This window comes from Sphingomonas sp. CARO-RG-8B-R24-01, from assembly GCF_022662295.1.
Classification (GTDB): Bacteria; Pseudomonadota; Alphaproteobacteria; order Sphingomonadales; family Sphingomonadaceae; genus Sphingomonas.
The window spans coordinates 42,442-61,580 of record NZ_JAKNQI010000004.1 but is presented as its reverse complement, the minus strand read 5'-3'; the positions used below and the strand labels follow the sequence as shown (position 1 = coordinate 61,580).

General features: G+C 67.0%; 22 protein-coding genes and 1 tRNA gene. 14 read left to right on the top strand and 9 right to left on the bottom strand.

Annotated elements, in window-relative coordinates:
* Positions 1–62: 62 nt before the first annotated feature.
* A complete protein-coding gene (locus L8G49_RS09925) occupies positions 63–692 on the top strand; it encodes a LysE family translocator (RefSeq protein ID WP_242185058.1) in 630 nt (209 codons plus the stop codon).
* Between the two features lie 291 nt (positions 693–983).
* Here L8G49_RS09925 and L8G49_RS09920 read toward each other — a convergent pair whose 3' ends face one another.
* A complete protein-coding gene (locus tag L8G49_RS09920; protein WP_242137979.1) occupies positions 984–1,907 on the bottom strand; it encodes an ABC transporter ATP-binding protein in 924 nt (307 codons plus the stop codon).
* Positions 1,908–2,133: 226 nt separating this feature from the next.
* Between L8G49_RS09920 and L8G49_RS09915 the strand changes: the two genes are divergently transcribed.
* The 7 genes from L8G49_RS09915 to L8G49_RS09885 all read left to right on the top strand — a co-directional run bounded on the left by L8G49_RS09915 (position 2,134) and on the right by L8G49_RS09885 (position 8,449).
* Entirely contained in the window at positions 2,134–2,367 is a 234-nt protein-coding gene (locus L8G49_RS09915) for a zinc-finger domain-containing protein (RefSeq protein WP_242137978.1), read from the top strand.
* A gap of 19 nt (positions 2,368–2,386) precedes the next feature.
* Positions 2,387–3,817: a metalloprotease TldD gene (gene tldD, locus L8G49_RS09910; RefSeq protein WP_242185048.1), complete on the top strand. Its 1,431-nt coding sequence runs from the start codon at positions 2,387–2,389 to the stop codon at positions 3,815–3,817.
* Positions 3,818–4,036: 219 nt separating this feature from the next.
* Positions 4,037–4,984, top strand: coding sequence for a DUF5996 family protein (locus L8G49_RS09905; RefSeq protein ID WP_242185038.1), 948 nt, complete (start codon positions 4,037–4,039; stop codon positions 4,982–4,984).
* A gap of 58 nt (positions 4,985–5,042) precedes the next feature.
* Entirely contained in the window at positions 5,043–6,185 is a 1,143-nt protein-coding gene (locus tag L8G49_RS09900; RefSeq protein WP_242185035.1) for a M42 family metallopeptidase, read from the top strand.
* The gene (locus tag L8G49_RS09895) at positions 6,182–6,388 is read left to right on the top strand and encodes a DUF2007 domain-containing protein (protein WP_242185033.1); all 207 of its coding nucleotides are present in this window, start codon (positions 6,182–6,184) and stop codon (positions 6,386–6,388) included. The genes L8G49_RS09900 and L8G49_RS09895 overlap by 4 nt, the downstream gene beginning before the upstream one ends.
* Before the next feature lie 277 nt (positions 6,389–6,665).
* A complete protein-coding gene (locus tag L8G49_RS09890; RefSeq protein WP_242137973.1) occupies positions 6,666–7,004 on the top strand; it encodes a P-II family nitrogen regulator in 339 nt (112 codons plus the stop codon).
* Between the two features lie 11 nt (positions 7,005–7,015).
* A complete protein-coding gene (locus tag L8G49_RS09885; protein WP_242185743.1) occupies positions 7,016–8,449 on the top strand; it encodes an ammonium transporter in 1,434 nt (477 codons plus the stop codon).
* A 205-nt stretch (positions 8,450–8,654) separates the two neighbouring features.
* On the opposite strand, the gene L8G49_RS09880 is transcribed toward L8G49_RS09885, so the two are convergent.
* Entirely contained in the window at positions 8,655–9,746 is a 1,092-nt protein-coding gene (locus L8G49_RS09880; protein ID WP_242185742.1) for a mechanosensitive ion channel domain-containing protein, read from the bottom strand.
* An 87-nt stretch (positions 9,747–9,833) separates the two neighbouring features.
* On the bottom strand, positions 9,834–10,073 hold the full coding sequence (locus L8G49_RS09875) for a hypothetical protein (RefSeq protein ID WP_242185031.1): 240 nt from the start codon (positions 10,071–10,073) through the stop codon (positions 9,834–9,836).
* Positions 10,074–10,237: 164 nt separating this feature from the next.
* Between L8G49_RS09875 and L8G49_RS09870 the strand changes: the two genes are divergently transcribed.
* The 4 genes from L8G49_RS09870 to L8G49_RS09855 all read left to right on the top strand — a co-directional run bounded on the left by L8G49_RS09870 (position 10,238) and on the right by L8G49_RS09855 (position 12,965).
* On the top strand, positions 10,238–10,672 hold the full coding sequence (locus L8G49_RS09870; RefSeq protein WP_242137970.1) for a TIGR01244 family sulfur transferase: 435 nt from the start codon (positions 10,238–10,240) through the stop codon (positions 10,670–10,672).
* Between the two features lie 19 nt (positions 10,673–10,691).
* On the top strand, positions 10,692–11,087 hold the full coding sequence (locus L8G49_RS09865; RefSeq protein WP_242137969.1) for a hypothetical protein: 396 nt from the start codon (positions 10,692–10,694) through the stop codon (positions 11,085–11,087).
* A gap of 106 nt (positions 11,088–11,193) precedes the next feature.
* On the top strand, positions 11,194–12,780 hold the full coding sequence (locus L8G49_RS09860) for a GMC family oxidoreductase N-terminal domain-containing protein (protein ID WP_242137968.1): 1,587 nt from the start codon (positions 11,194–11,196) through the stop codon (positions 12,778–12,780).
* A 17-nt stretch (positions 12,781–12,797) separates the two neighbouring features.
* Positions 12,798–12,965: a hypothetical protein gene (locus tag L8G49_RS09855; protein WP_242185030.1), complete on the top strand. Its 168-nt coding sequence runs from the start codon at positions 12,798–12,800 to the stop codon at positions 12,963–12,965.
* Between the two features lie 58 nt (positions 12,966–13,023).
* Here the strand turns inward: L8G49_RS09855 and recQ are convergent, their stop codons facing one another.
* Positions 13,024–14,796, bottom strand: coding sequence for a DNA helicase RecQ (recQ, locus tag L8G49_RS09850; protein WP_242185741.1), 1,773 nt, complete (start codon positions 14,794–14,796; stop codon positions 13,024–13,026).
* Between the two features lie 300 nt (positions 14,797–15,096).
* Between recQ and L8G49_RS09845 the strand changes: the two genes are divergently transcribed.
* Positions 15,097–15,369 carry a GNAT family N-acetyltransferase gene (locus L8G49_RS09845; protein ID WP_242185028.1) on the top strand — a complete coding sequence of 91 codons (273 nt, stop codon included), beginning with the start codon at positions 15,097–15,099 and terminating at the stop codon, positions 15,367–15,369.
* Positions 15,370–15,372: 3 nt separating this feature from the next.
* Here the strand turns inward: L8G49_RS09845 and L8G49_RS09840 are convergent, their stop codons facing one another.
* Both L8G49_RS09840 and L8G49_RS09835 read right to left on the bottom strand, forming a co-directional pair.
* Positions 15,373–16,056: an RlmE family RNA methyltransferase gene (locus L8G49_RS09840; protein WP_242137965.1), complete on the bottom strand. Its 684-nt coding sequence runs from the start codon at positions 16,054–16,056 to the stop codon at positions 15,373–15,375.
* On the bottom strand, positions 16,053–17,162 hold the full coding sequence (locus L8G49_RS09835; RefSeq protein WP_242185026.1) for a Ppx/GppA phosphatase family protein: 1,110 nt from the start codon (positions 17,160–17,162) through the stop codon (positions 16,053–16,055). Before L8G49_RS09835 ends, L8G49_RS09840 begins: the two co-directional genes overlap by 4 nt.
* A gap of 183 nt (positions 17,163–17,345) precedes the next feature.
* Between L8G49_RS09835 and L8G49_RS09830 the strand changes: the two genes are divergently transcribed.
* Positions 17,346–17,419 (top strand) — tRNA-Gln (locus L8G49_RS09830).
* Positions 17,420–17,466: 47 nt separating this feature from the next.
* Here the strand turns inward: L8G49_RS09830 and L8G49_RS09825 are convergent.
* The 3 genes from L8G49_RS09825 to L8G49_RS09815 are packed head-to-tail and all read right to left on the bottom strand — an operon-like array spanning position 17,467 to position 19,105.
* The gene (locus L8G49_RS09825; RefSeq protein WP_242185023.1) at positions 17,467–18,102 is read right to left on the bottom strand and encodes a heme exporter protein CcmB; all 636 of its coding nucleotides are present in this window, start codon (positions 18,100–18,102) and stop codon (positions 17,467–17,469) included.
* Positions 18,096–18,689, bottom strand: coding sequence for a heme ABC exporter ATP-binding protein CcmA (ccmA, locus tag L8G49_RS09820; protein ID WP_242185014.1), 594 nt, complete (start codon positions 18,687–18,689; stop codon positions 18,096–18,098). Before ccmA ends, L8G49_RS09825 begins: the two co-directional genes overlap by 7 nt.
* Positions 18,686–19,105: a metallopeptidase family protein gene (locus tag L8G49_RS09815; protein ID WP_242185012.1), complete on the bottom strand. Its 420-nt coding sequence runs from the start codon at positions 19,103–19,105 to the stop codon at positions 18,686–18,688. The genes ccmA and L8G49_RS09815 overlap by 4 nt, the downstream gene beginning before the upstream one ends.
* Between the last annotated feature and the right edge of the window lie 34 nt (positions 19,106–19,139).

Genomic DNA, 19,139 nt, shown 5'->3' with positions numbered 1-19,139 from the left:
GGGGTGACGTTAGGGGACTTTCCCGCTAGCGGCGAGGTTCACGCGATACCGAGACTTGAACGATGACCCTCCACAATTGGTGGCTGTTTACCGGCGCGGTGTTCCTGCTGTGCGGGACGCCGGGGCCCAACATGCTCCACATCCTGTCGCGCAGCGTCGAGATGGGGCTGAAGCGCAGCGTCGCGGCGATGGCGGGATGCCTGCTCGCGCTGGTGCTGGTGCTGACCGCCTCGGCGGCGGGAGTGACGACGCTGTTGCTTGCGGTGCCGGGCGCGTTCGACGTGCTGCGTTACGCAGGGGTGGCGTATCTGATCTACCTCGGGATTAAGGCGTGGCGCAGTAACGGGGCGCCGATCGACGTGGCCGAGGGGGAATTGCCGCGCACGCTGTCGCTGCGCGCGCTGTTCCGCGGCGGGTTCGCGATCGGGATCAGCAATCCGAAGCTGATCTTGTTCGCAGCCGCCTTCTTCCCGCAATTCGTCGATCCTGCGTTCCCCAAGCCGCCGCAATTCGCGCTGCTGGTGGTGACGTTCGCGGTGCTGGAGAGCTTCTGGTACGGGGTCTATGCGCTGGGCGGGCGTTCGCTCGCGGGATATCTCGAGCGGCCCGCGGTCAAGCGGCTGTTCAACCGGGCGACGGGGGTGATCTTCATCGGCTTCGGGCTCGCGCTGCTGCGGACGCGGCATTCTTGAGGGAGACCTTGCCCCCCTTCCGTCATTCCCGCGGAGGCGAGAATCCATAGGCATCGTCCGTCATAGTCTGCGCCGTCAGCCAGTATGGATCCCCGCCTGCGCGAGACCTCTGCGAAAGCCGGGTTACGGACCCATCATTTGCTGCTTTCCCGCGAAGGCGGGAATCCAGAGCCACGCAGAACAACGAGTTAGAGTTCTCGCGACCCCTGGACTCCCGCCTTCGCGGGAGAACATCCATGGTTCGCAGAGGCCTCGCCTGCGCGGGGATGACGGAAATGGGGGAGGCCGTCCTTACGCGTTCGCAGCGCGTGTCAGGTTGAGGAACACGTCCTCCAGGTCCGCCTCGCGCGTCGACACGTCGACGATGCCATAGCCATCCGCCTGCACCGCCGCGAGCACTTCGCCCGCGTTGACCTTGTCCTTGGCATAGGTGATCGCGAGCGTCCGCGTGCCCTTCAGCTCGATCTTCTGGAAACAGGCGTTGGCGGGCGCGACCGCCACGTCGCGGTCGACCGTCACCTCGACCATCTTCTCGGTCGCCTTCGCCAGCAAGTCGCGCGTCGGTTCGTTCGCGATCACCTTGCCGTGGTTGATGATCGCGATCCGGTCGCACAATTCCTCGGCCTCCTCGAGGTAATGCGTCGTCAGCACCACCGTGACGCCCGCCTCGTTGAGCGAACGGACATAGGCCCAGAGTTGCTGGCGCAGCTCGATGTCGACGCCCGCGGTCGGCTCGTCGAGCACCAGCACGGGGGGCGAGTGGACCATCGCCTTGGCGACCATCAGGCGGCGCTTCATGCCCCCCGACAGCGTGCGCGCATAGGCGTTGGCCTTGTCCTCCAGATGCACCGCGCGGAGCAATTCCATCGAGCGGCGCTTGGCCTTGGGGACGCCGTACAGCCCGCCCTGGATCTCGAGCGTCTCGAACGGCGAGAAGAACGGGTCGAACAGGATCTCCTGATTGACGATCCCGATCGACACCTTGGCGTTGCGCGGGTGCTGATCGATGTCGAAACCCCAGATCGACGCGGTTCCGCCGGTCTTGTTGACCAGGCCCGCTAGGATGTTGATCAGCGTGGATTTTCCCGCGCCGTTGGGGCCCAGCAGCCCGAAGATCTGGCCGCGCGGCACGTCGAACGACACGTCGTCGAGCGCCTGCTTGCCGCCTTTGTAGGTCTTGCTCAAATTGGCGATGGAGATGGCAGCTTCCGTCATGAGTCGGCATTAGGCACGCGGGGCGTGCGCGGAAAGCCTAAATTGCGGTTCCGCTCGCTCGTGCTCCTGCGCAGGCAGGAGCCCAGGAGTTCCAAAGACCGCAAGCGGATACTTGTGTGGCTCTGGGTTCCTGCCTGCGCAGGAACACGGCGCAATGGCACACTAGCCTTCAAAACCCCCGACTTGATCATTGTCGCCAATAACCGACCTTGCTACACTCGCCCCCATGATCGCCCCGCCCGAAATCCTCCGCGTCACCCACGCCCGCAACATCTGCGACGGCGCGACCGACATTCCTGGCGGCGCGAGCCTTGGCCATCCGCGCGTGTTTCTCGAGATCGACGAGACCGGCTATGTCGATTGCGGCTATTGCGACCGCCGCTTCATCCTGATCGGCGGACCCGCCGATGGCGCGGACCAGGCGACGCTTCGCGATCATGGGGATGGCGCAGGCCGCTGAGCCTCCTATATTCGGGGGTATGACGAGTCCCGCAGACCCCCGCGCTTTCCTCTATCATGACGGACAGCTGTCCCCTGACGAGGCGCAGGCCCTCACCGCAGCCGCGCTCGGCAAGGCCGATGACGGCGAGCTTTACCTGCAATATCGCAAGTCCGAGGCGTTCGGCTTCGACGATGGCCGGCTGAAGACCGCGAGCTACGACACGCATTCGGGCTTTGGCCTGCGCGCGGTGTCGGGCGAGATGACCGCCTTCGCGCATGCCAACGAACTGAGCGCCGCCGCGATCAAGCGCGCGTCCGAGACGATGGCGCTGATCGATCCGTCCGCCACCCCCAAGGCCGCCCCGCCGCGCGCCACCAACCGGCACCTCTACACCGACGCCGATCCGCTCGACCTCATCCCCTTCGCCGACAAGGTAAATCTGTGCCAGACGATCGACGCCGCCGCCCGCGCGCGCGATCCGCGCGTGGCGCAGGTGTCGGTGTCGCTGATGGGCAATTGGAACGTGGTCGAGATCGTCCGCGCCGATGGCTTCATGGCGACCGACATCCGCCCGCTGGTGCGGCTCAACGTGTCGATCGTGGTCGAGCAGAATGGCCGCCGCGAGACCGGCAGCTTCGGGATCGGCGGGCGCTATCTCTACACCGACCTGATGGAGCCCGCGACGTGGAACCGCGCGATCGACGAGGCGCTGGCGCAAGCCGTCGTCAATCTCGACTCGGTCGCAGCACCTGCGGGTGAGATGACCGTGCTGCTCGGGCCGGGCTGGCCGGGAATTCTGCTGCACGAGGCGATCGGCCACGGGCTCGAGGGCGATTTCAACCGCAAGGGCACCAGCGCCTTTTCCGGGCGGATCGGCGAGCGCGTTGCGGCGCCGGGCGTGACGGTGGTCGACGACGGGTCGATCGCGGATCGCCGCGGGTCGCTGTCGATCGACGACGAGGGCACGCCGACGCAGGAGAACGTGCTGATCGAGGACGGGATTCTCAAGGGGTATATCCAGGACCGGCTCAACGCGCGGTTGATGGGCGTCGCGCCGACCGGCAACGGGCGTCGTGAGAGCTTCGCCCATGCGCCGATGCCGCGGATGACCAACACCTTCATGCGCGGCGGGAATGACGATCCGGCCGAGCTGCTGAGCCGAGTCAAGTCGGGCATCTTCGCCAAGGCGTTCGGCGGCGGGCAGGTCGACATCGTGTCGGGCAAGTTCGTCTTCTCGTGCACCGAGGCGTATCGCATCGAGAACGGCAAGATCGGCGCGCCGATCAAGGGCGCGACGCTGATCGGCGACGGGCCGTCGTGCCTGACCAAGGTCGAGGGCATCGGCAACGATTTCGCGCTCGACGAGGGCATCGGCATGTGCGGCAAGGGCGGGCAGAGCGTGCCGGCCGGCGTCGGGCAGCCGACGTTGCTGGTCGGCGGGCTGACCGTTGGCGGGACGGCGATGTAAGCACCGGCGGGCGTCGCCTCGTTGACGGTAATGTCGGCCGGTTCGCCTTGGTGTTCCTGCGCAGGCAGGAACCCAGAGCCAGGAACGTCCTGCTAAGTTGCTCTCGTAACCCCTGGACTCCTGCTTTCGCAGGAGAACAGCGACGACTATGGATGAAGGGTATCGCGCTAGCGGTAGGGCGACCCGGCCATCGCTGGCTCGACGGAAGGAGAGAGCAGGTTGACCGCACCGACGATCCCATCCTGGCCGGACCTCGACTGGCCCGCCTGGCGCGAAACCGCGATCGGCCTTCAGCTCCGCGCCCAGATCATTGGCAAGGTCCGGCTCGCGCTGACGCCGTGGCTCAACCATAGCTGGCACGTGCCGCTCTACGTCTCGGCACGCGGGCTTACCACCTCGGCCATCCCCGTCGGCGACCGCATCCTCGAGATCGAGTTCGACCTGCTCCACGACCGACTGGTGTTCATGACCAGCGATGGCCGCAGCCGCGGGATCGGTCTCAACTCCGGCAGTATCGCGCATTTTCACAAGACGGTCATCGCTTGCCTGACCGAGCTCGATGTACCCGCCATCTTCGACGGCACCCCGAGCGAAATGGCCGACATGCCCCCCTTCGCCGAAGATACCGCAGACCGCCCCTATGACGCCGATGCCGTGCGAGCGTTCTGGCGCGCTCTCATTCAGGTGGCGCGCGTATTCGGCGAGTTCCGCACCGGCTTCCTCGGCAAGGCGAGCCCGGTGCACTTCTTCTGGGGCAGCTTCGATCTCGCCGTCACGCGTTTCTCGGGCCGCGCTGCGCCGACCCATCCCGGCGGCTTCCCCGGCCTTCCCGATGCCGTGACGCGCGATGCGTACAGCCATGAGGAAGCCAGCATCGGTTTCTGGCCGGGCAGCGATGCGTATCCGAAAGCCGCGTTCTACGCCTACGCCTATCCCGCGCCCGAGGGGTATGCCGAAGCGAAGGTCGTTCCTGCGGCGGCAGAATGGAACGTCGCGCTGGGCGAATTCCTGCTGCCCTATGACGCGGTGCGCGCCGCGTCCGATCCGGATGCGGCGTTGCTGGCCTTTTGTCAGTCGACCTATGACGCCGCCGCCGATCTCGCACAGTGGGACCGCGCCGCGCTCGATTGCGGGACGGGGCGGCCAGGTGTGCCGCGCAGCGTCTGACCGCTTGCATCGGCGCGGCCTGGCTGCAACCATGGGCCGCGTTGAGAGGTCGCCGATCATGAAAAAGTTTCTTCCCGTTTTCATCACCTTGGCGATCTTCGCCGGTCCTGTGGAGGCGCAGTCGGGCGACCGTACCGAACGGCTCTTGAGCGCGCTTGCCGATGCGCCCGGCCCGTCGGGATTCGAGGAAGCGGTTCGCGCGATCATGGTGCACGAACTCAAGCCGATGGCCGACAAGCTCAGCTATGACGGCGTCGGCTCGGTGATCGCGCAGCACGGCACGAGTGGGCCCAGGATCATGCTCGACGCGCATATGGACGAGCTTGGCGGGGTGGTGCGGCGGGTGACGCCGACCGGCTATCTGTCGATGCAGATGCTCGGTGGCTGGCTCGACCAGTCGCTGCCCGACCAGCGCTGGATCATCATCGGCAAGAACGGGCCGGTCCATGCCGTGACCGGGATCCGCGACGTCCATGTCGTGCCGGCGGACGAACGCGGCAAGGTCTATCCGCGCGACTCGCTCTATCTCGATGTCGGCGCGAAGACGCCCGCCGAGGTTGCCGCGCTCGGCCTGTCGCCGGGTGATCCGGTCGTGCCCGATTCGCCGTTCGCGGTGATGGGCAAGGGGGATCGCTATCTCGGCAAGGCGTGGGACGACCGCGTCGGGCTCGCGGTGATCATCGAAGCACTGCGCCGTCTGCGCAGTACCGGACACCCCAACCAGCTGTTCGTCGTGGCGACCGTGCAGGAGGAAGTCGGGCTACGTGGCGCGCGCACCTCGGCGGACCTGATCAAGCCCGACGTCGGCATCGCGATCGAAGGCGGGATCGCGGGCGACAGTCCGGGGCGCAACCCGGAGGAAACGCAGGCCGTGCTGGGCGGCGGTCCGGGGATCTTCCTCTACGACTCGAGCACCTTGCCCAACCGCAAGTTCGTGCGGCTGGTCGACACGACGGCGGCGGGCGCACGCATCCCGCTGCAACACGATCTGGTCCAGGGGTATGGCGACGACAGCGCCGCGATCCAGGCGACCAACGGCGGGGTGCCGACGGTCAATCTCGTCGTGCCCGCGCGATATACGCATGCGCATAACGGCATCATCGACCGTGCCGATTTCGATCGCACCGTCGATCTCGTCGTCGCGCTGATCGGCAAGCTCGATGCCAGGACGGTCGCCGACCTGCGCGATTTCACGCCATGAGCCTGGTCGAGGTTGGACGGTTCGGGCGCAACGAGGCCTATATCGTGATCGGGCGGCTAGACTCCGAGGGGATCATGGCGATCGCGCTCGATGGGAATGCAAGCATCGCGGATGGGAGTCAGTTCTTCATTCCGGTCCGCGTGATGGTGGACGACGAGGACGCCGATACCGCCCGCGCCATCCTGGGGACGGCGGCGGGCTGAAGCGGCGCGCGGCGGAGCGGCTCTGTACTGTCGCCCGGCAGAACGTTCGCTCGCACGAGGGCAGCGCTCCAGCGAAGGTCAGGCGCACAAGGGTTCGCGGGCGAGCCCAACCCAACGATCCCACTGCCTGATTCTTAGGCAGCCATTCGCAACTGCACAAAAATTTACCTTTTGGTAATTGTTCCTGTCCCGAAAATACGCCGTAACGCGTCGATCGTGTCTTGGCATGGCGATTGCATGACATCCCCTCAGGACCAATAACCAGGGGGGTTCTTGCGTGAAGCTCGTCATAGCCATCATCAAACCATTCAAGCTCGACGACGTGCGCGAGGCACTGACCGAAATCGGCGTCGCAGGCATGACCGTGACGGAGGTCAAGGGGTTCGGGCGCCAGAAGGGCCAGACCGAGATCTACCGTGGCGCCGAGTACAGCACCAACATGGTCCCCAAGATCAAGATCGAGGTCGTGTGCGGTTCCGATGTCGCGGCCCGTGTGGTCGAGTCGATCCAGGCGTCGGCGAACACCGGGGCGATCGGTGATGGCAAGATCTTCGTGCTCGATGTGGGGCAAGCCGTTCGCATCCGCACCGGCGAAACAGACGAGACCGCGTTGTGAGGGGGGTAATGATGAAGCCAGGGATGAAAACGGGTTTGGCGGCGCTGGCGGGGGCCTCGTTCCTTGCGGCGTTACCCGCCTGGGCGCAGGCGCCCGCGCTGATCAAGGCGCCGACCGCCGCGCAGATGGCGACGATGGTCAACAAGGGCGATACCAGCTGGATGCTGGTTTCCTCGGCACTCGTGCTGATGATGTCGGTCCCGGGGCTGGCGCTGTTCTACGGCGGGCTGGTCCGCACCAAGAACATGCTGTCGGTGCTGATGCAGGTGCTGATGATCGTCTGCATCGCGTCGCTCGTCTGGGTGTCGTGGGGCTATTCGATGGCCTTTACCTCGGGCGGCGAAAACCATTTCTTCGGCGGGCTGTCCAAGGCGTTCTTGCGCGGCGTCGACGGCACCACGCTGGCGGCGACCTTCTCCAACAACGTCTACATTCCTGAATTCGCGTATGTCTGCTTCCAGATGACGTTCGCCTGCATCACGCCGGCGCTGATCATCGGGGCGTTTGCGGAACGCGTGAAGTTCACGCCCTTGATGATCTTCATGGTGGCGTGGATGACGATCGTCTATTTCCCGATCGCGCACATGGTGTGGTATTGGGCAGGCCCCGATTTCCTCCCCGGATCGCCGACCGACGGCGGCTGGCTGTTCAACCTCGGCGCGCTCGATTTTGCCGGCGGCACCGTCGTCCACATCAATGCCGGGATCGCCGGGCTGGTCGGTTGCCTCGTGATCGGTCCACGCCTCGGCTATGGCCGCGAGCCGATGCCGCCGCACTCGCTGACGATGACGATGATCGGCGCGAGCCTGTTGTGGGTCGGCTGGTTCGGGTTCAACGCCGGGTCCAACCTCGAGGCGAACGGCGTCACCGCGGTCGCGTTCATTAACACCTTCGTCGCGACCGCCGCCGCTGCCGTCTCCTGGGCGGTGATCGACCAGGTCGTGCACAAGAAGCCGTCGCTGCTCGGCGCGGTGACGGGCGCGGTCGCCGGGCTGGTCGCGATCACGCCGGCCTCGGGCTATGCCGCACCGATGACCTCGGTCGTCCTCGGGCTCGTCGTGTCGCCGATCTGCTTCATCTTCGTCACCTATGTAAAGGCGTGGCTGAAGTATGACGACTCGCTCGACGTGTTCGGCGTCCATTGCATCGGCGGGATCGTCGGGGCGCTCGCCACCGCGATCGTCGCGGCGCCGTCGCTCGGCGGACAGGGGTATTTCGATTACACCAAGTTCCCGGCCGTCGCGGTGACCGCTGCCGAGTACAGCATGTCGGCGCAGCTGGTGAAGCAGCTCACCGCGGTCGGCATCACGCTGGTGTGGTCGGGCGGCGTCTCGGCGGTCCTGTTCCTCGCGCTCAAGTTCACGATCGGCCTGCGGCCGACCGAAGAGGTCGAGCATAACGGTCTCGACGTCACCGAACATGGCGAGCGCGCCTATAATTACTGACGAGTTTGGTTGCCGGGTCGGGTGGCCCGGCGGCCCCACGATGTTCCTCCTGCGGACGACCTTAGGCCGGTGTGGCAACGCACCGGCCGCTTTTTATGGGACTTGCCATGTATCGGGCCGGGCATCGAGCAACGGTCGATGCCATTCCCACACCCAGTGGCATCTCGATCCCAGGGTCCCGCGGCAAGGTCCCGTCCGAACGCGGTTAATGCCCTTCCGGCACGGTCGTCGTGTGTCCCGCGAACCCGTCCGTCAGCAAACGGCGTCGCACGATCGCCTCGGGCATTTCGGTGGCGATGTATCGCATCAGGCCCTCGCGAATGTCGCAGCGCAGGTCGAAAGCGATCGACGCATCCTGCGCGGTCGCCAGCACGCGCAACTGCAACGCGTCGGCGGTCGCATCGGTGACCTGCAGGTTCCAGAAGCGCTTGTCCCAGCGGGGGTTGTCCGACACCAGTCGCTCGACATGCGTCCGCAACCGCGCGACGTCGGCCGCCGGGTCGACATAGACGAACACCGAGCCCAGCAATTGCGCGTTCGACCGGGTCCAGTTCTGGAAACTGTCTTCCAGGAACTTGCTTACCGGCACGACCAAACGACGGTCGTCCCAGATCCGCACCACCACATAGGTCAGCCGGATTTCCTCGATCCGGCCCCATTCGTTCTCGATGATGACGACGTCGTCGAGCCGGATCGGTTCGGTAAAGGCGAGCTGGATTCCCGCGATCAGGTTCTTGAGCGCAGGCTGCGCCGCAGCGCCGACCGCAAGGCCGGCAAGTCCGGCGGACGCCATCAGGGTCACGCCGACGGCGCGGATCGCCGGGATGCTGAGCAGCATCATGCACAAGGTGATGAAGACGACGCAGATGACCGCGATTCGCGTCAGGATCGCATAGCGGGTGCGCTTGCGACGGGCCTTGAGATTGTCCGCGACGCTGATGTCGTAGCGCAGATCGACGATGTCGTTGGCCGCCCGGATCGTCGCGATCACCATCCAGCCGACCAGTGCAGGAATGACGAATCCGGCGATCTGCTGGCCCAGCGCGGCCTGGTGGGCGGGCAAGTCGATCCCGCGCGCCGCCATGCTCAGCGCGACCGCCACGAAGATCCAGCGCAACGGCGCGGCGATCCGCGCGACCACGATGTTGTCGGCGCGGCTCGGCGTCCGCTCGGTGAACCGGCGCAGTGCGAGCATCGCGATACGGTAGGACACCAGCGCGATCGCGATCGCGACGGCAAAGGTCACTGCGGCGGCAAGCCGCTGCTCCCACAAATGCGACAATCCAAGGTCGCCGATCACAAGGCCTCCGCTGATCGAGGTGACACTACGCCATCGCAGCGCCTCCTTAACGGATCAGCGCAACCGGGCGTTCCGATGCCGAGGTCAGATCCAGCTGCGCCCATCAGCGCCGCCGCAGCCAAGCGGGGGCAATTGCCCCGGGAACCGCGCATGCAGCTTGGCACAGCCCCAGTGCCGCAATGGTGCCGGCGCGTAGCCATTCAGGGCAATGCCGACTTCGTTATACGGACTGTCGGCGTGAGCGACGTACATGTACCAGCGACTCCCGAACATCACGACGATCGCGACCGTGATGACGACCAGAACTTGCAGCAGTTTGTTCATCAAAATTCCCTTGGTGTCCGTGGCGGAAGGCCATGACTGCGATAGACCTGCGGCGCAACATATATTGATTTAAGTCAATGTTGATGAACGACTTGGGATCGGCGGGCGGCACGTGTGGGGTGCCGAGCCTTTCGCCGCGGCGCTGGGACGGTATAAGGGTGCCCATGACCACGCTTCGCACCATCGACGCCAGCATTGCCGTCGCCCCGCAGATCGCGCCCGATGCGATCGCCGAGCTTGCTGCCGCAGGCTTCACCGACATCGTCAACAATCGCCCCGACGGCGAGGATTTCGGACAGCCGAGCGGCGACGCGATCGCCGCCGCCGCCGCAGCCGTTGGCATGACCTACACCGCGATCCCCGTGACCCATGCCGGTTTCTCGCACCCGCAGATCGATGCGATGGCGGCGGTGCTGGGGGAGGCCAAGGGGCCGGTGCTCGCTTATTGCCGCTCGGGTACGCGGTCGTGCAACCTGTGGGCGCTTGCCGCGGTCAAGGCGGGCGGGCATCCCGATGCCGTCATGGCGAAGGCGGCGGCGGCTGGGTACGACCTGACCGGCCTGCGCCCGTTGCTCGACGCGCTGTCGACACCGCAGTGACGCGGACCGGCGCGCGCCGATGCCGCTGAGCTGGGACGTGATCGGCTATGGCCTCGCCGGGCTGATCGGCCTTGCCCTGGTCGCGCGCTGGCTGCGGCTGGCCGAAAGCCGGATCGGCGACGCAGCGCAAGCGCGCGAGATGGCAGAGACTTTGCTCGCAGGTTTCGTCGCGCACGGGGCGGTGGTCGGCACCGACGGCAATGCCGCGCTGGTCGCGGGCGGGGGCGCGGTCGCGATGCTCAAGCGGCGGGGCGCCAAGGTCGTCGCGCGGCGGTTGCTTCCACCCGTCGCGCTGAGCCAGGACATCGAGGGCGTGCGGGTCGAGACCGGTGAGCGAATGTTCGGCGGCGTGCTGCTGTTCGGCGTGACTGCGGACGAGGTCCGTGCGCTGGAATCTTCGCTGACCTTTCACTGATCCCGTGACGCGCGGCCTCTGGCGGCCGCCACGGGTTCGTGCCAAGTTCGACACGCAAGGCACGATGGCAGCATAGCCACGGCCGTGGAGAGTGAGAGGACAGCCCGTGGAAGAAGTCGACATCGTCGTCATCGGAGGAGGGTCGGGCGGTGCCGCTGCGGCGGGCCGGCTAAGCGAAGGCGGGAGATTCTCGGTCGCGGTGCTAGAGGCGGGCGGCCGCAACACCGGGTTGCGCACGCGGATTCCGGCAATGCTCGCGTTCCAGACCCCCAAGACCAACTGGAATTACGAGACCGTCCCGCAAACCGGGCTCAACGGCCGGCGCGGGCACCAGCCGCGCGGCAAGGGGATGGGCGGATCGAGCGCGATCAACGCGATGATCTACATCCGTGGCAATCGCTGGGATTACGACAATTGGGCGGCGATGGGGTGCACCGGCTGGTCGTATGACGACGTGCTCCCGTGGTTCCGCCGCAGCGAGCATAACGAGCGCGGCGGCGACGCTTTCCACGGTGGCGACGGTCCGCTGTGGGTCAGCGAGCAGCATCATGCCAATCCCGGCAGCCGCGATTTCGTCGCGGCGGGCGAAAGCCTGCAGATCCCGCACAACGCCGATTTCAACGGCGCGCGGCAGGATGGAATCGGCCTGTACCAGGTGACACAGCGCAACGGCGAACGCTGGACCTCCGCACGCGCCTATCTCGGCGACCGGCCGACGCACCCCAACCTGTCGGTGCTGACCGGGGTGACGGTCGAGCGGGTCCTGTTCGACGGCGCGCGAGCGAGCGGGGTCACCTATATTCAGGACGGGCAGGCCCGCCAGATCCGCGCGCGGCGCGCGGTGATCCTTGCCGGCGGCGTGTTCGGGACCGCGCAGTTGCTGCAATTGTCGGGCATCGGCCCGGCGGCGCATTTGCGCGACCACGGCATTGCGGTGCGGGTCGACCGGCCGGCCGTCGGGTCCAATCTGCAGGACCACATCGATTATGTCGCCGCGTTCGAGACGCCGGGGACGCAATTCGTCGGCAGTTCGCTGAAGGGGACGATCGCGATGGCGGGCGGCATGATCCAGTGGCTGCGCAAGCGCCAGGGGATGATGACGACCCCGTTCGCCGAGGCCGGCGCATTCCTGAAAGTGATGCCGGACGCGCCCGCGCCCGACGTCCAGCTGCATTTCGTGGTTGCAGCGCTTGAGGATCACGGCCGGACCAAGGTGCCGGGACACGGATATTCCTGCCATGTCTGCGTGCTCCGTCCCGAAAGCCACGGAACGGTACGCCTCGGATCGACCGACGCGCGGGAAGCGCCGCTGATCGACCCGGCCTTCCTCACCGACCCGCGCGACATGGCCGTGATGAAGGCGGGCGTACGCGCGATGTACCGGATCCTGGAACAGCCCCCGCTCAGCGACCATCAGGGCCGCGACCGGCATCCGGTCGACCTGTCCGACGACGCGGCGCTGGAGGATCTGATCCGGTCGCGCGCGGATACGGTCTATCACCCGGTCGGGACCGCGCGGATGGGATCGGACGAGGCTGCCGTGTGCGATCCACGACTGCGGGTTCGCGGGGTGGAGGGACTGTATGTCGCGGATGCATCGGTCATGCCCAAGCTCGTCTCGGGCAACACCAATGCCCCGTCGATCATGATTGGCGAACGCTGTGCCGATTTCGTGGCGACCGATCTGCGCTGACCGCCTAGGCGATTTCGATGGATCGCAAGGACTGGACCAGGATCGGAGTGGTGGCGGCGGTGTTGCTGGTGCCGGGAGGCTTCGTGCTGGGCGGGCTGCTCGCGACACGGCGGTATCGCGCGGCGCAGGCGGCAAAGGCCATGGAACCGTCGGGCAGTGCGCGCGATCATGAAAATCGCGCCTGAGGTCACGGTATGGTCCGTTCAGGCCGTCATCCCGCGCAGGTAGTCCGACGCCCGCTCCCTAGAACCGCCGCACCACCGCCAGAAACGCCTCGCCATACGCCTCGAGCTTGCGCGCGCCGACCCCGGTGATCCGCCCCATCGCGCCGAGCGACGCCGGGCGCAGGTTCGCCATTTCGCGCAGTACGGAATCGTGGAAGATCACATATGGCGGCACGCTGGCTTCCAAGGCCAGCTCGCGCCGCTTGGTCCGCAGGGCCTCGAACAGCGGATCGCCGCTCGGGTTCGCCGCTGCGCCGCCGCTTGCACCCCCCCGCGTCCGCCGCGCGCGCTTCGGCGGGACGATCAGGTCGACGCGGTCGTTCTCCTTGAGGATCCCGCGCGCGCCGGGGCCGAATTCCAGTCCGCCGAAATCGTTCGCGCGGAGCGCATCGCGCAGCAGCAGCGCGCGGGCGACCGGCTTGATCAGCGCGGTTTCCTCGGGCGACGCGGCGATGCCCCATACCCCGAGCGCCTCATGCCCGTTCATCAGACTGCGCTCGCTCGACTGTCCGGTCAGGACCTGTTCGATATAGCCCGTGCCAAAGCTCTGCCCCGTGCGAAAGACGGCGGAGAGGAATTTCCTCGCCACCTCCGTCGCATCGATGCTGGCGGGCGGGTTGAGGCAATTATCGCAATTGCCGCAATTCTCAGGCGAGTCGTCCCCGAAATGCTTGAGCAGGATCCGCCGGCGGCACCCCGCCGTCTCGGCGAGCGCGCCCAGCGCCGCGAGCCGCTGCCGCTCGCCCGGCTGGCGGACGGGCTCGACCTCGGCGATCCGCTGGCGCGCCCGCGCGAAATCCTCGGCGCCCCAGAAGAGATGCGCCATCGCCGGATCGCCGTCGCGGCCGGCGCGGCCGGTTTCCTGATAATAAGCCTCGATCGACTTGGGCAGGCCGGCGTGGGCCACGAAGCGGACGTCGGGCTTGTCGATCCCCATCCCGAACGCGACCGTCGCGCACATCACCATGTCCTCGGACGCGACGAAATCGGCCTGATTCTTCGCCCGGACCGACGGATCGAGCCCGGCATGATAGGCGCGCGTCGGGCGCCCGGTCTTGGCGAGCGCCTCGGCCATCTTTTCGGTGCCGGCGCGGCTCTGGACGTAGACGATACCTGCGCCAGGCGTCTCCGCGATCAGGTCGGCGATCTGGCGGGTGGCATTGTCCTTGGGGCTGATGCGATACTGGATGTTGGGCCGGTCGAACCCCGCGACGATCATGCCGTCGTGCGGGATGCCGAGCTGATCGAGGATGTCCGCGCGAGTGTGCGCATCGGCGGTCGCGGTCAGCGCGAGCCTTGGTACGTCCGGGAACGCATCGAGCAGCGGGCGGAGCAAGCGATAATCGGGGCGGAAGTCATGCCCCCATTCGGAGACGCAATGCGCCTCGTCGATCGCGAACAGCGCGAGCGGAGCCTGGCCAAGCAGATCGCGGAAGCTCTGGCTCGAGGCCCGCTCGGGCGCGACGTACAGCAGGTCGAGGTCGCCACGCCGGAAGCGCGCGATCGTCTCCATCTGGTCGGTATCGACCGAGGTCAGCGTCGCCGCGCTGATCCCGATCGCGGTCGCCGCGCGCAACTGGTCGTGCATCAGCGCGATCAGCGGGGAGACGACGACGCAGGTGCCGGGCAGCGCGACCGCGGGCAGCTGATAGCACAGCGACTTGCCCGCGCCGGTCGGCATGACGGCGAGGGTGTTCTCGGCACGCAGCACGCGCTCGACGACCGAACCCTGCACTCCGCGAAAACCGGGGAAGCCGAAGGTCGATTGCAGGATCGGAAGGGGGTCGAGCATCATGCCCCGATCTAGCGTGCACGGTCCCAAAGCGTAAGGGGCGCGCGGGCGCAATTAACGCCGTGCCTGCCAAGCGACCTCGCGACCCCGGGACGGGGAAGGTCGGTGGCTGGTGCGCCCGGCGCGTCGTTCGATCGACCACGCGCGTTGTGGCATGCCACCGTCATGACGCTGGCGCGAGTCCACCGGATGGTCCGGACCCCGTCCTTGCCGGTCGCGTGCCCCATGTTTCGACGTGGACGAGCCGCGGCACACGCGCCCTCTTGCGCAATGCGATCCCCGGCGTGCAAACGCGGCACCATGGAACGCGTTGCCGACAACAAGGCCGAGGCCGAATTCGAACTGATCGTATCGGGCCAGCGCGCGGTCGCGGCCTATCAGCGGGAGGACGACACGATCGTCTTCACCCATACGATCGTCCCCAAGGCGATCGAAGGCCGTGGGGTCGCCTCCAAGCTGATTCGCGCCGCGCTCGATTCGGCGCGCGACCGCGGGCTGAAGGTCGTCTCGCAATGTCCGTTCGTCACCGCCTATATTGAGAAGCACCCGGAGTATCGCGCGCTGCTCGGCTGAGCGTCAGTCGGCGGTCTCGCTCGTCTTGCGGCCCTTGAACCCCTGCGCCACGACGTACCATTCCGATGACGCCTTGCGGCTGGCGGGGGGCTTTGCGTGCTTCACGGTGGTGAAGTTGCGCTTCATTTCCGCAACCAGCGCAGTGTCCGCGCCGCCTGCAAACACCTTGCCGACGAACGCGCCGCCCGGCTGGAGCACGTCGATCGCGAAGTCGAGCGCCGCCTCGACCAGACCCATGGTGCGGAGCGCATCGGTCTGGGGATGCCCGACGGTATTCGCCGCCATGTCCGACAGCACAAGATCGGGCGCGCCGCCAAGTGCCGCCATCAGCCGCTCGGGCGCGACATCGTCCATGAAATCGAGCTGAAGGATCTCGACTCCCTCGATGGGATCGACCGGGAGGAGATCGATCCCGACAATCGCCGCCTTGGGTACCTGGCGCCGCACGACCTGCGCCCAGCCGCCGGGAGCCAGTCCGAGATCGACGACGTGGCGCTTGCCCTTGAGGAAATCGAACCGTTCGTCGAGCTCGGACAATTTGTACGCAGCGCGACTGCGGAAACCGTCGGCCTTCGCGCGCTTGACGTAGGGATCGTTCAGCTGGCGTTCGAGCCAGCGCGTGGATTGCGCGGTGCGCTTGCGCGCTGTCTTCACGCGGACCCGGAGTCCGCCGCCGTCTCTGCTCACGAAGAACTCTCCATCAATCGGCGCAAAATGCCCTCGCGAATGCCGCGATCGGCGATGCCCAGCCGTTCGGCGGGCCACAGGTCGAGAATCGTCTCGAGAATCGCGCATCCCGCAACGACGAGGTCGGCGCGCTCGGTGCCGATGCACGGCAGCTGTGCCCGTTGCTGCAAATCCTTACCGGCCAGATCCAGGCTGATCCGGCGCATCGCGGCGGCGGGAACGATCAGCCCGTCGACCTGCGAACGATCGTAATGCGTCAGCCCGAGGTGGACACTCGCCAGCGTGGTTACCGTGCCCGACGTTCCCAGGAGCCGGGGCACCGCGATCCCGCGGGGCAGGCGCGCGGCGAACGCCGCCATGCTGTCGGTGACCAGCGCGCGCATCCGCGCATAGGCCGCCGCCCGCCCGTCGGCGCCGCCATCTGCGCCCGGCGGTCCGTGGCCCGCGCTTTCGGTCAGCGAGACGACCCCCCAGGGCGCGCTGTGCCAGTCGAGCACGCGCGGGGTTTCGCCCTTGGTGTCCACCAGGACCAGTTCGGTCGACCCGCCGCCGATGTCGAACACCAGCGCCGGATCCTCGCCGGGCTCGATCAGCGCGTGGCAGCCGAGCACGGCGAGCCGCGCTTCTTCCTCGGCGGTGATGATGTCGAGCAGGATGCCGGTCTCGGCATAGGCCCGCGCGATGAAATCCGCGCCGTTGACCGCGCGGCGACATGCCTCGGTCGCGACCGCGCGCGACAGCGTCACGTTGCGCCGTTTCAGCTTTTCGGCGCAGATCTTGAGGGCGACGATCGTGCGCTCGATCGCGGCGTCGCTCAGCCGCCCCGATTTGGCTAGGCCCTCACCCAGCCGGACGATTCGCGAAAAGGCATCGACCACCGCAAAGCCATCGCCTTGCGGACGCGCGATCAGCAACCGACAATTGTTGGTGCCGAGATCGAGCGCGGCGAAATGCCGCGAATCGCGCCCCCGCGCAACGGGGTTCGCGGACTTGCCTCCTGGCTTCCTGGCGTTGGCCGGTTTGCCACGAACCTCTCGGCCGTGGGTCGGCGCCGAACGGGCAGGGCGGGCCTGCCGGACCGGCATATCGGGCGGAACGTCCCCCATGCCGTTAAAACTCGCTTATTCTGTTCTGCCGTCGCGACACGCGGGTTCGCGCGTCGTTCGGTGCTTGGTTCAACGCTAGCGCAGCGGGGCCGTTGCAGCAAGCGATGCGAAACACGCGCCATGCATCGTTGCGCAGATCTGTTGACAGCCGCGAATGCCCCGCCTAAATCGCGGCCCTGCTGCTGCCCCGTCGTCTAATGGTAAGACTGCGGTTTCTGATACCGCCTATTGAGGTTCGAATCCTCACGGGGCATCCAGCCAATCCCTTGAAATCCACGGTCTCGATCCGGTTCCCGTACGGGGATCACTCCATGCCCGCGCGCATCGCGGCGCCTGCGACGAACGGTGCGCCGGCGAGCAGCAACAGGCTCACCGCGCCGAGCAGCTTGATCGCGCCCATCCCGCCATCGATCGACCCCGCGCCGAAGATCAGCAGCGGGACGGCAAGCGGCACCATCACCAGCCCTGCGATGGAGCCGGCCCCGCGCAGTCCCGTTACCAGCGCGGCGGTCGCGACCGCGAGCGCGGCGAGCCCGGGCGTGCCGATCAGCAACCCGAGTTCGACCGTGCCGAGCGTCGCGCCGGGCAACCCCAGCAGCCCCGCCGCGATCACCGCGGCAAGCATCAGCGGCGGCCCGAAGCCGAGCCAGTGCGCGACGATCTTGGCCGCCGCCACCGCCGAGAGACTGACCCCGCGCAACGCCAGCTGATCGAGCACGCTGCTTTCGGCATCCGGGCCGACCAGCCGCTCGACCGGCATCAGCGCGGCAAGGAGAGCGGCGGCCCAGATCACCCCGCCACCGATCCGCGCGAGCAATGCGGTGTCCGGTCCGACCGCGAACGGGAACAGGATCGTGACAAGCAGGAAGAAGGCAAGCGCATTGACGATCCCGCCGCTCGCCCAGCCGATCCGCAGGTCGCGCGCGATCAACGTCAGCATGCGAGCGCGATCGGCTGCGCATCGGGCAGGGCGAGCGGCATATGCGTCGCGACCAGCGCGATCCCGCCGCTCGCGCGGTGGGTCGCGATCAGCGTTTCGAGCAGTCCGACACTTGCGGTGTCGAGCCCGTTGGCGGGTTCATCGAGCAACCACAACGCCGCGCCGCTCGCCACCACCCGCGCAAGTGCGGCACGGCGACGTTGGCCGGTCGAGAGCAGGCGCACCGGGACTTCGGCGAGGTTCGCCAGATCAACCGCTGCGAGCGCGCGCGCCGCACGGTCGCGCGGTGCGCCGGGATCGGGATCGAGCGACGCCCAGAAGGCGAGCGCGTCGATCAGCCGTCGTGCGGGGTCGAGCGCGTGCGCCTCCGCCATCAGCGCGCGCGTCGGGGGATGTGCGACCGTTCCGTCAGCGGGCCGCAGCAGCCCGCCGGCGATGCGGAGCAGGCTCGACTTGCCGACGCCATTTGGCCCGCGGACCAGCCCGGCCCCGCCGGGCGCGAGCGTGAAGGACAGCGATTCGAACAGCACCCGCCCGCCCCGCACGCAGGTGACGCCCGAGAAAGCGAGCACGGCCGCGTCGCTCACTGGGGCGCGGCCGACGCTTCGAGCGCATGCATGTCGGCATCGGACAGGCCGAAATGATGCCCGATCTCATGGATCGTGACATGCGCGACCAGCTCGGCGAGCCCGACCCCGGTTTCGACCCATTCGTCGAGGATCGGGCGGCGATACAAATGGATTCGATCGGGGAGGGTGGCTGTATCCATCGACGATTTTTCGCCGATCGGGCGGCCGTGATAGACCCCCGACAGGTCGAACGGATCCTCGATCCCCAGCGCGTCGAGCGTTGCGTCGTTGGCGAACTCCTCGACGCTCAGCACCACGTCGCCGAGATGGGCGCGGAACGCCGGCGGAAGTCCGGCGATCGTCGCGCGCGCGATCGCTTCGATCATGGCTGCGTCGGGCGGGAGTTGATCGGTCTGCTCCATGCGGTAAGCCATACGGCGACGGCGCGCTTGGCGCCAGCAGGAGAGC

What these genes read in the sequence shown, in the direction of transcription:
- L8G49_RS09925 (WP_242185058.1), top strand. Translation starts at nt 63, where the DNA reads ATGACCCTCCACAATTGGTGGCTGTTTACCGGCGCGGTGTTCCTGCTG.
- L8G49_RS09920 (WP_242137979.1), bottom strand. Translation starts at nt 1,907, where the DNA reads ATGACGGAAGCTGCCATCTCCATCGCCAATTTGAGCAAGACCTACAAA.
- L8G49_RS09915 (WP_242137978.1), top strand. Translation starts at nt 2,134, where the DNA reads ATGATCGCCCCGCCCGAAATCCTCCGCGTCACCCACGCCCGCAACATC.
- tldD (WP_242185048.1), top strand. Translation starts at nt 2,387, where the DNA reads ATGACGAGTCCCGCAGACCCCCGCGCTTTCCTCTATCATGACGGACAG.
- L8G49_RS09900 (WP_242185035.1), top strand. Translation starts at nt 5,043, where the DNA reads ATGAAAAAGTTTCTTCCCGTTTTCATCACCTTGGCGATCTTCGCCGGT.
- L8G49_RS09895 (WP_242185033.1), top strand. Translation starts at nt 6,182, where the DNA reads ATGAGCCTGGTCGAGGTTGGACGGTTCGGGCGCAACGAGGCCTATATC.
- L8G49_RS09885 (WP_242185743.1), top strand. Translation starts at nt 7,016, where the DNA reads ATGAAGCCAGGGATGAAAACGGGTTTGGCGGCGCTGGCGGGGGCCTCG.
- L8G49_RS09875 (WP_242185031.1), bottom strand. Translation starts at nt 10,073, where the DNA reads ATGAACAAACTGCTGCAAGTTCTGGTCGTCATCACGGTCGCGATCGTC.
- L8G49_RS09870 (WP_242137970.1), top strand. Translation starts at nt 10,238, where the DNA reads ATGACCACGCTTCGCACCATCGACGCCAGCATTGCCGTCGCCCCGCAG.
- L8G49_RS09865 (WP_242137969.1), top strand. Translation starts at nt 10,692, where the DNA reads ATGCCGCTGAGCTGGGACGTGATCGGCTATGGCCTCGCCGGGCTGATC.
- L8G49_RS09855 (WP_242185030.1), top strand. Translation starts at nt 12,798, where the DNA reads ATGGATCGCAAGGACTGGACCAGGATCGGAGTGGTGGCGGCGGTGTTG.
- recQ (WP_242185741.1), bottom strand. Translation starts at nt 14,796, where the DNA reads ATGCTCGACCCCCTTCCGATCCTGCAATCGACCTTCGGCTTCCCCGGT.
- L8G49_RS09845 (WP_242185028.1), top strand. Translation starts at nt 15,097, where the DNA reads ATGGAACGCGTTGCCGACAACAAGGCCGAGGCCGAATTCGAACTGATC.
- L8G49_RS09835 (WP_242185026.1), bottom strand. Translation starts at nt 17,162, where the DNA reads ATGGGGGACGTTCCGCCCGATATGCCGGTCCGGCAGGCCCGCCCTGCC.
- L8G49_RS09825 (WP_242185023.1), bottom strand. Translation starts at nt 18,102, where the DNA reads ATGCTGACGTTGATCGCGCGCGACCTGCGGATCGGCTGGGCGAGCGGC.
- L8G49_RS09815 (WP_242185012.1), bottom strand. Translation starts at nt 19,105, where the DNA reads ATGGCTTACCGCATGGAGCAGACCGATCAACTCCCGCCCGACGCAGCC.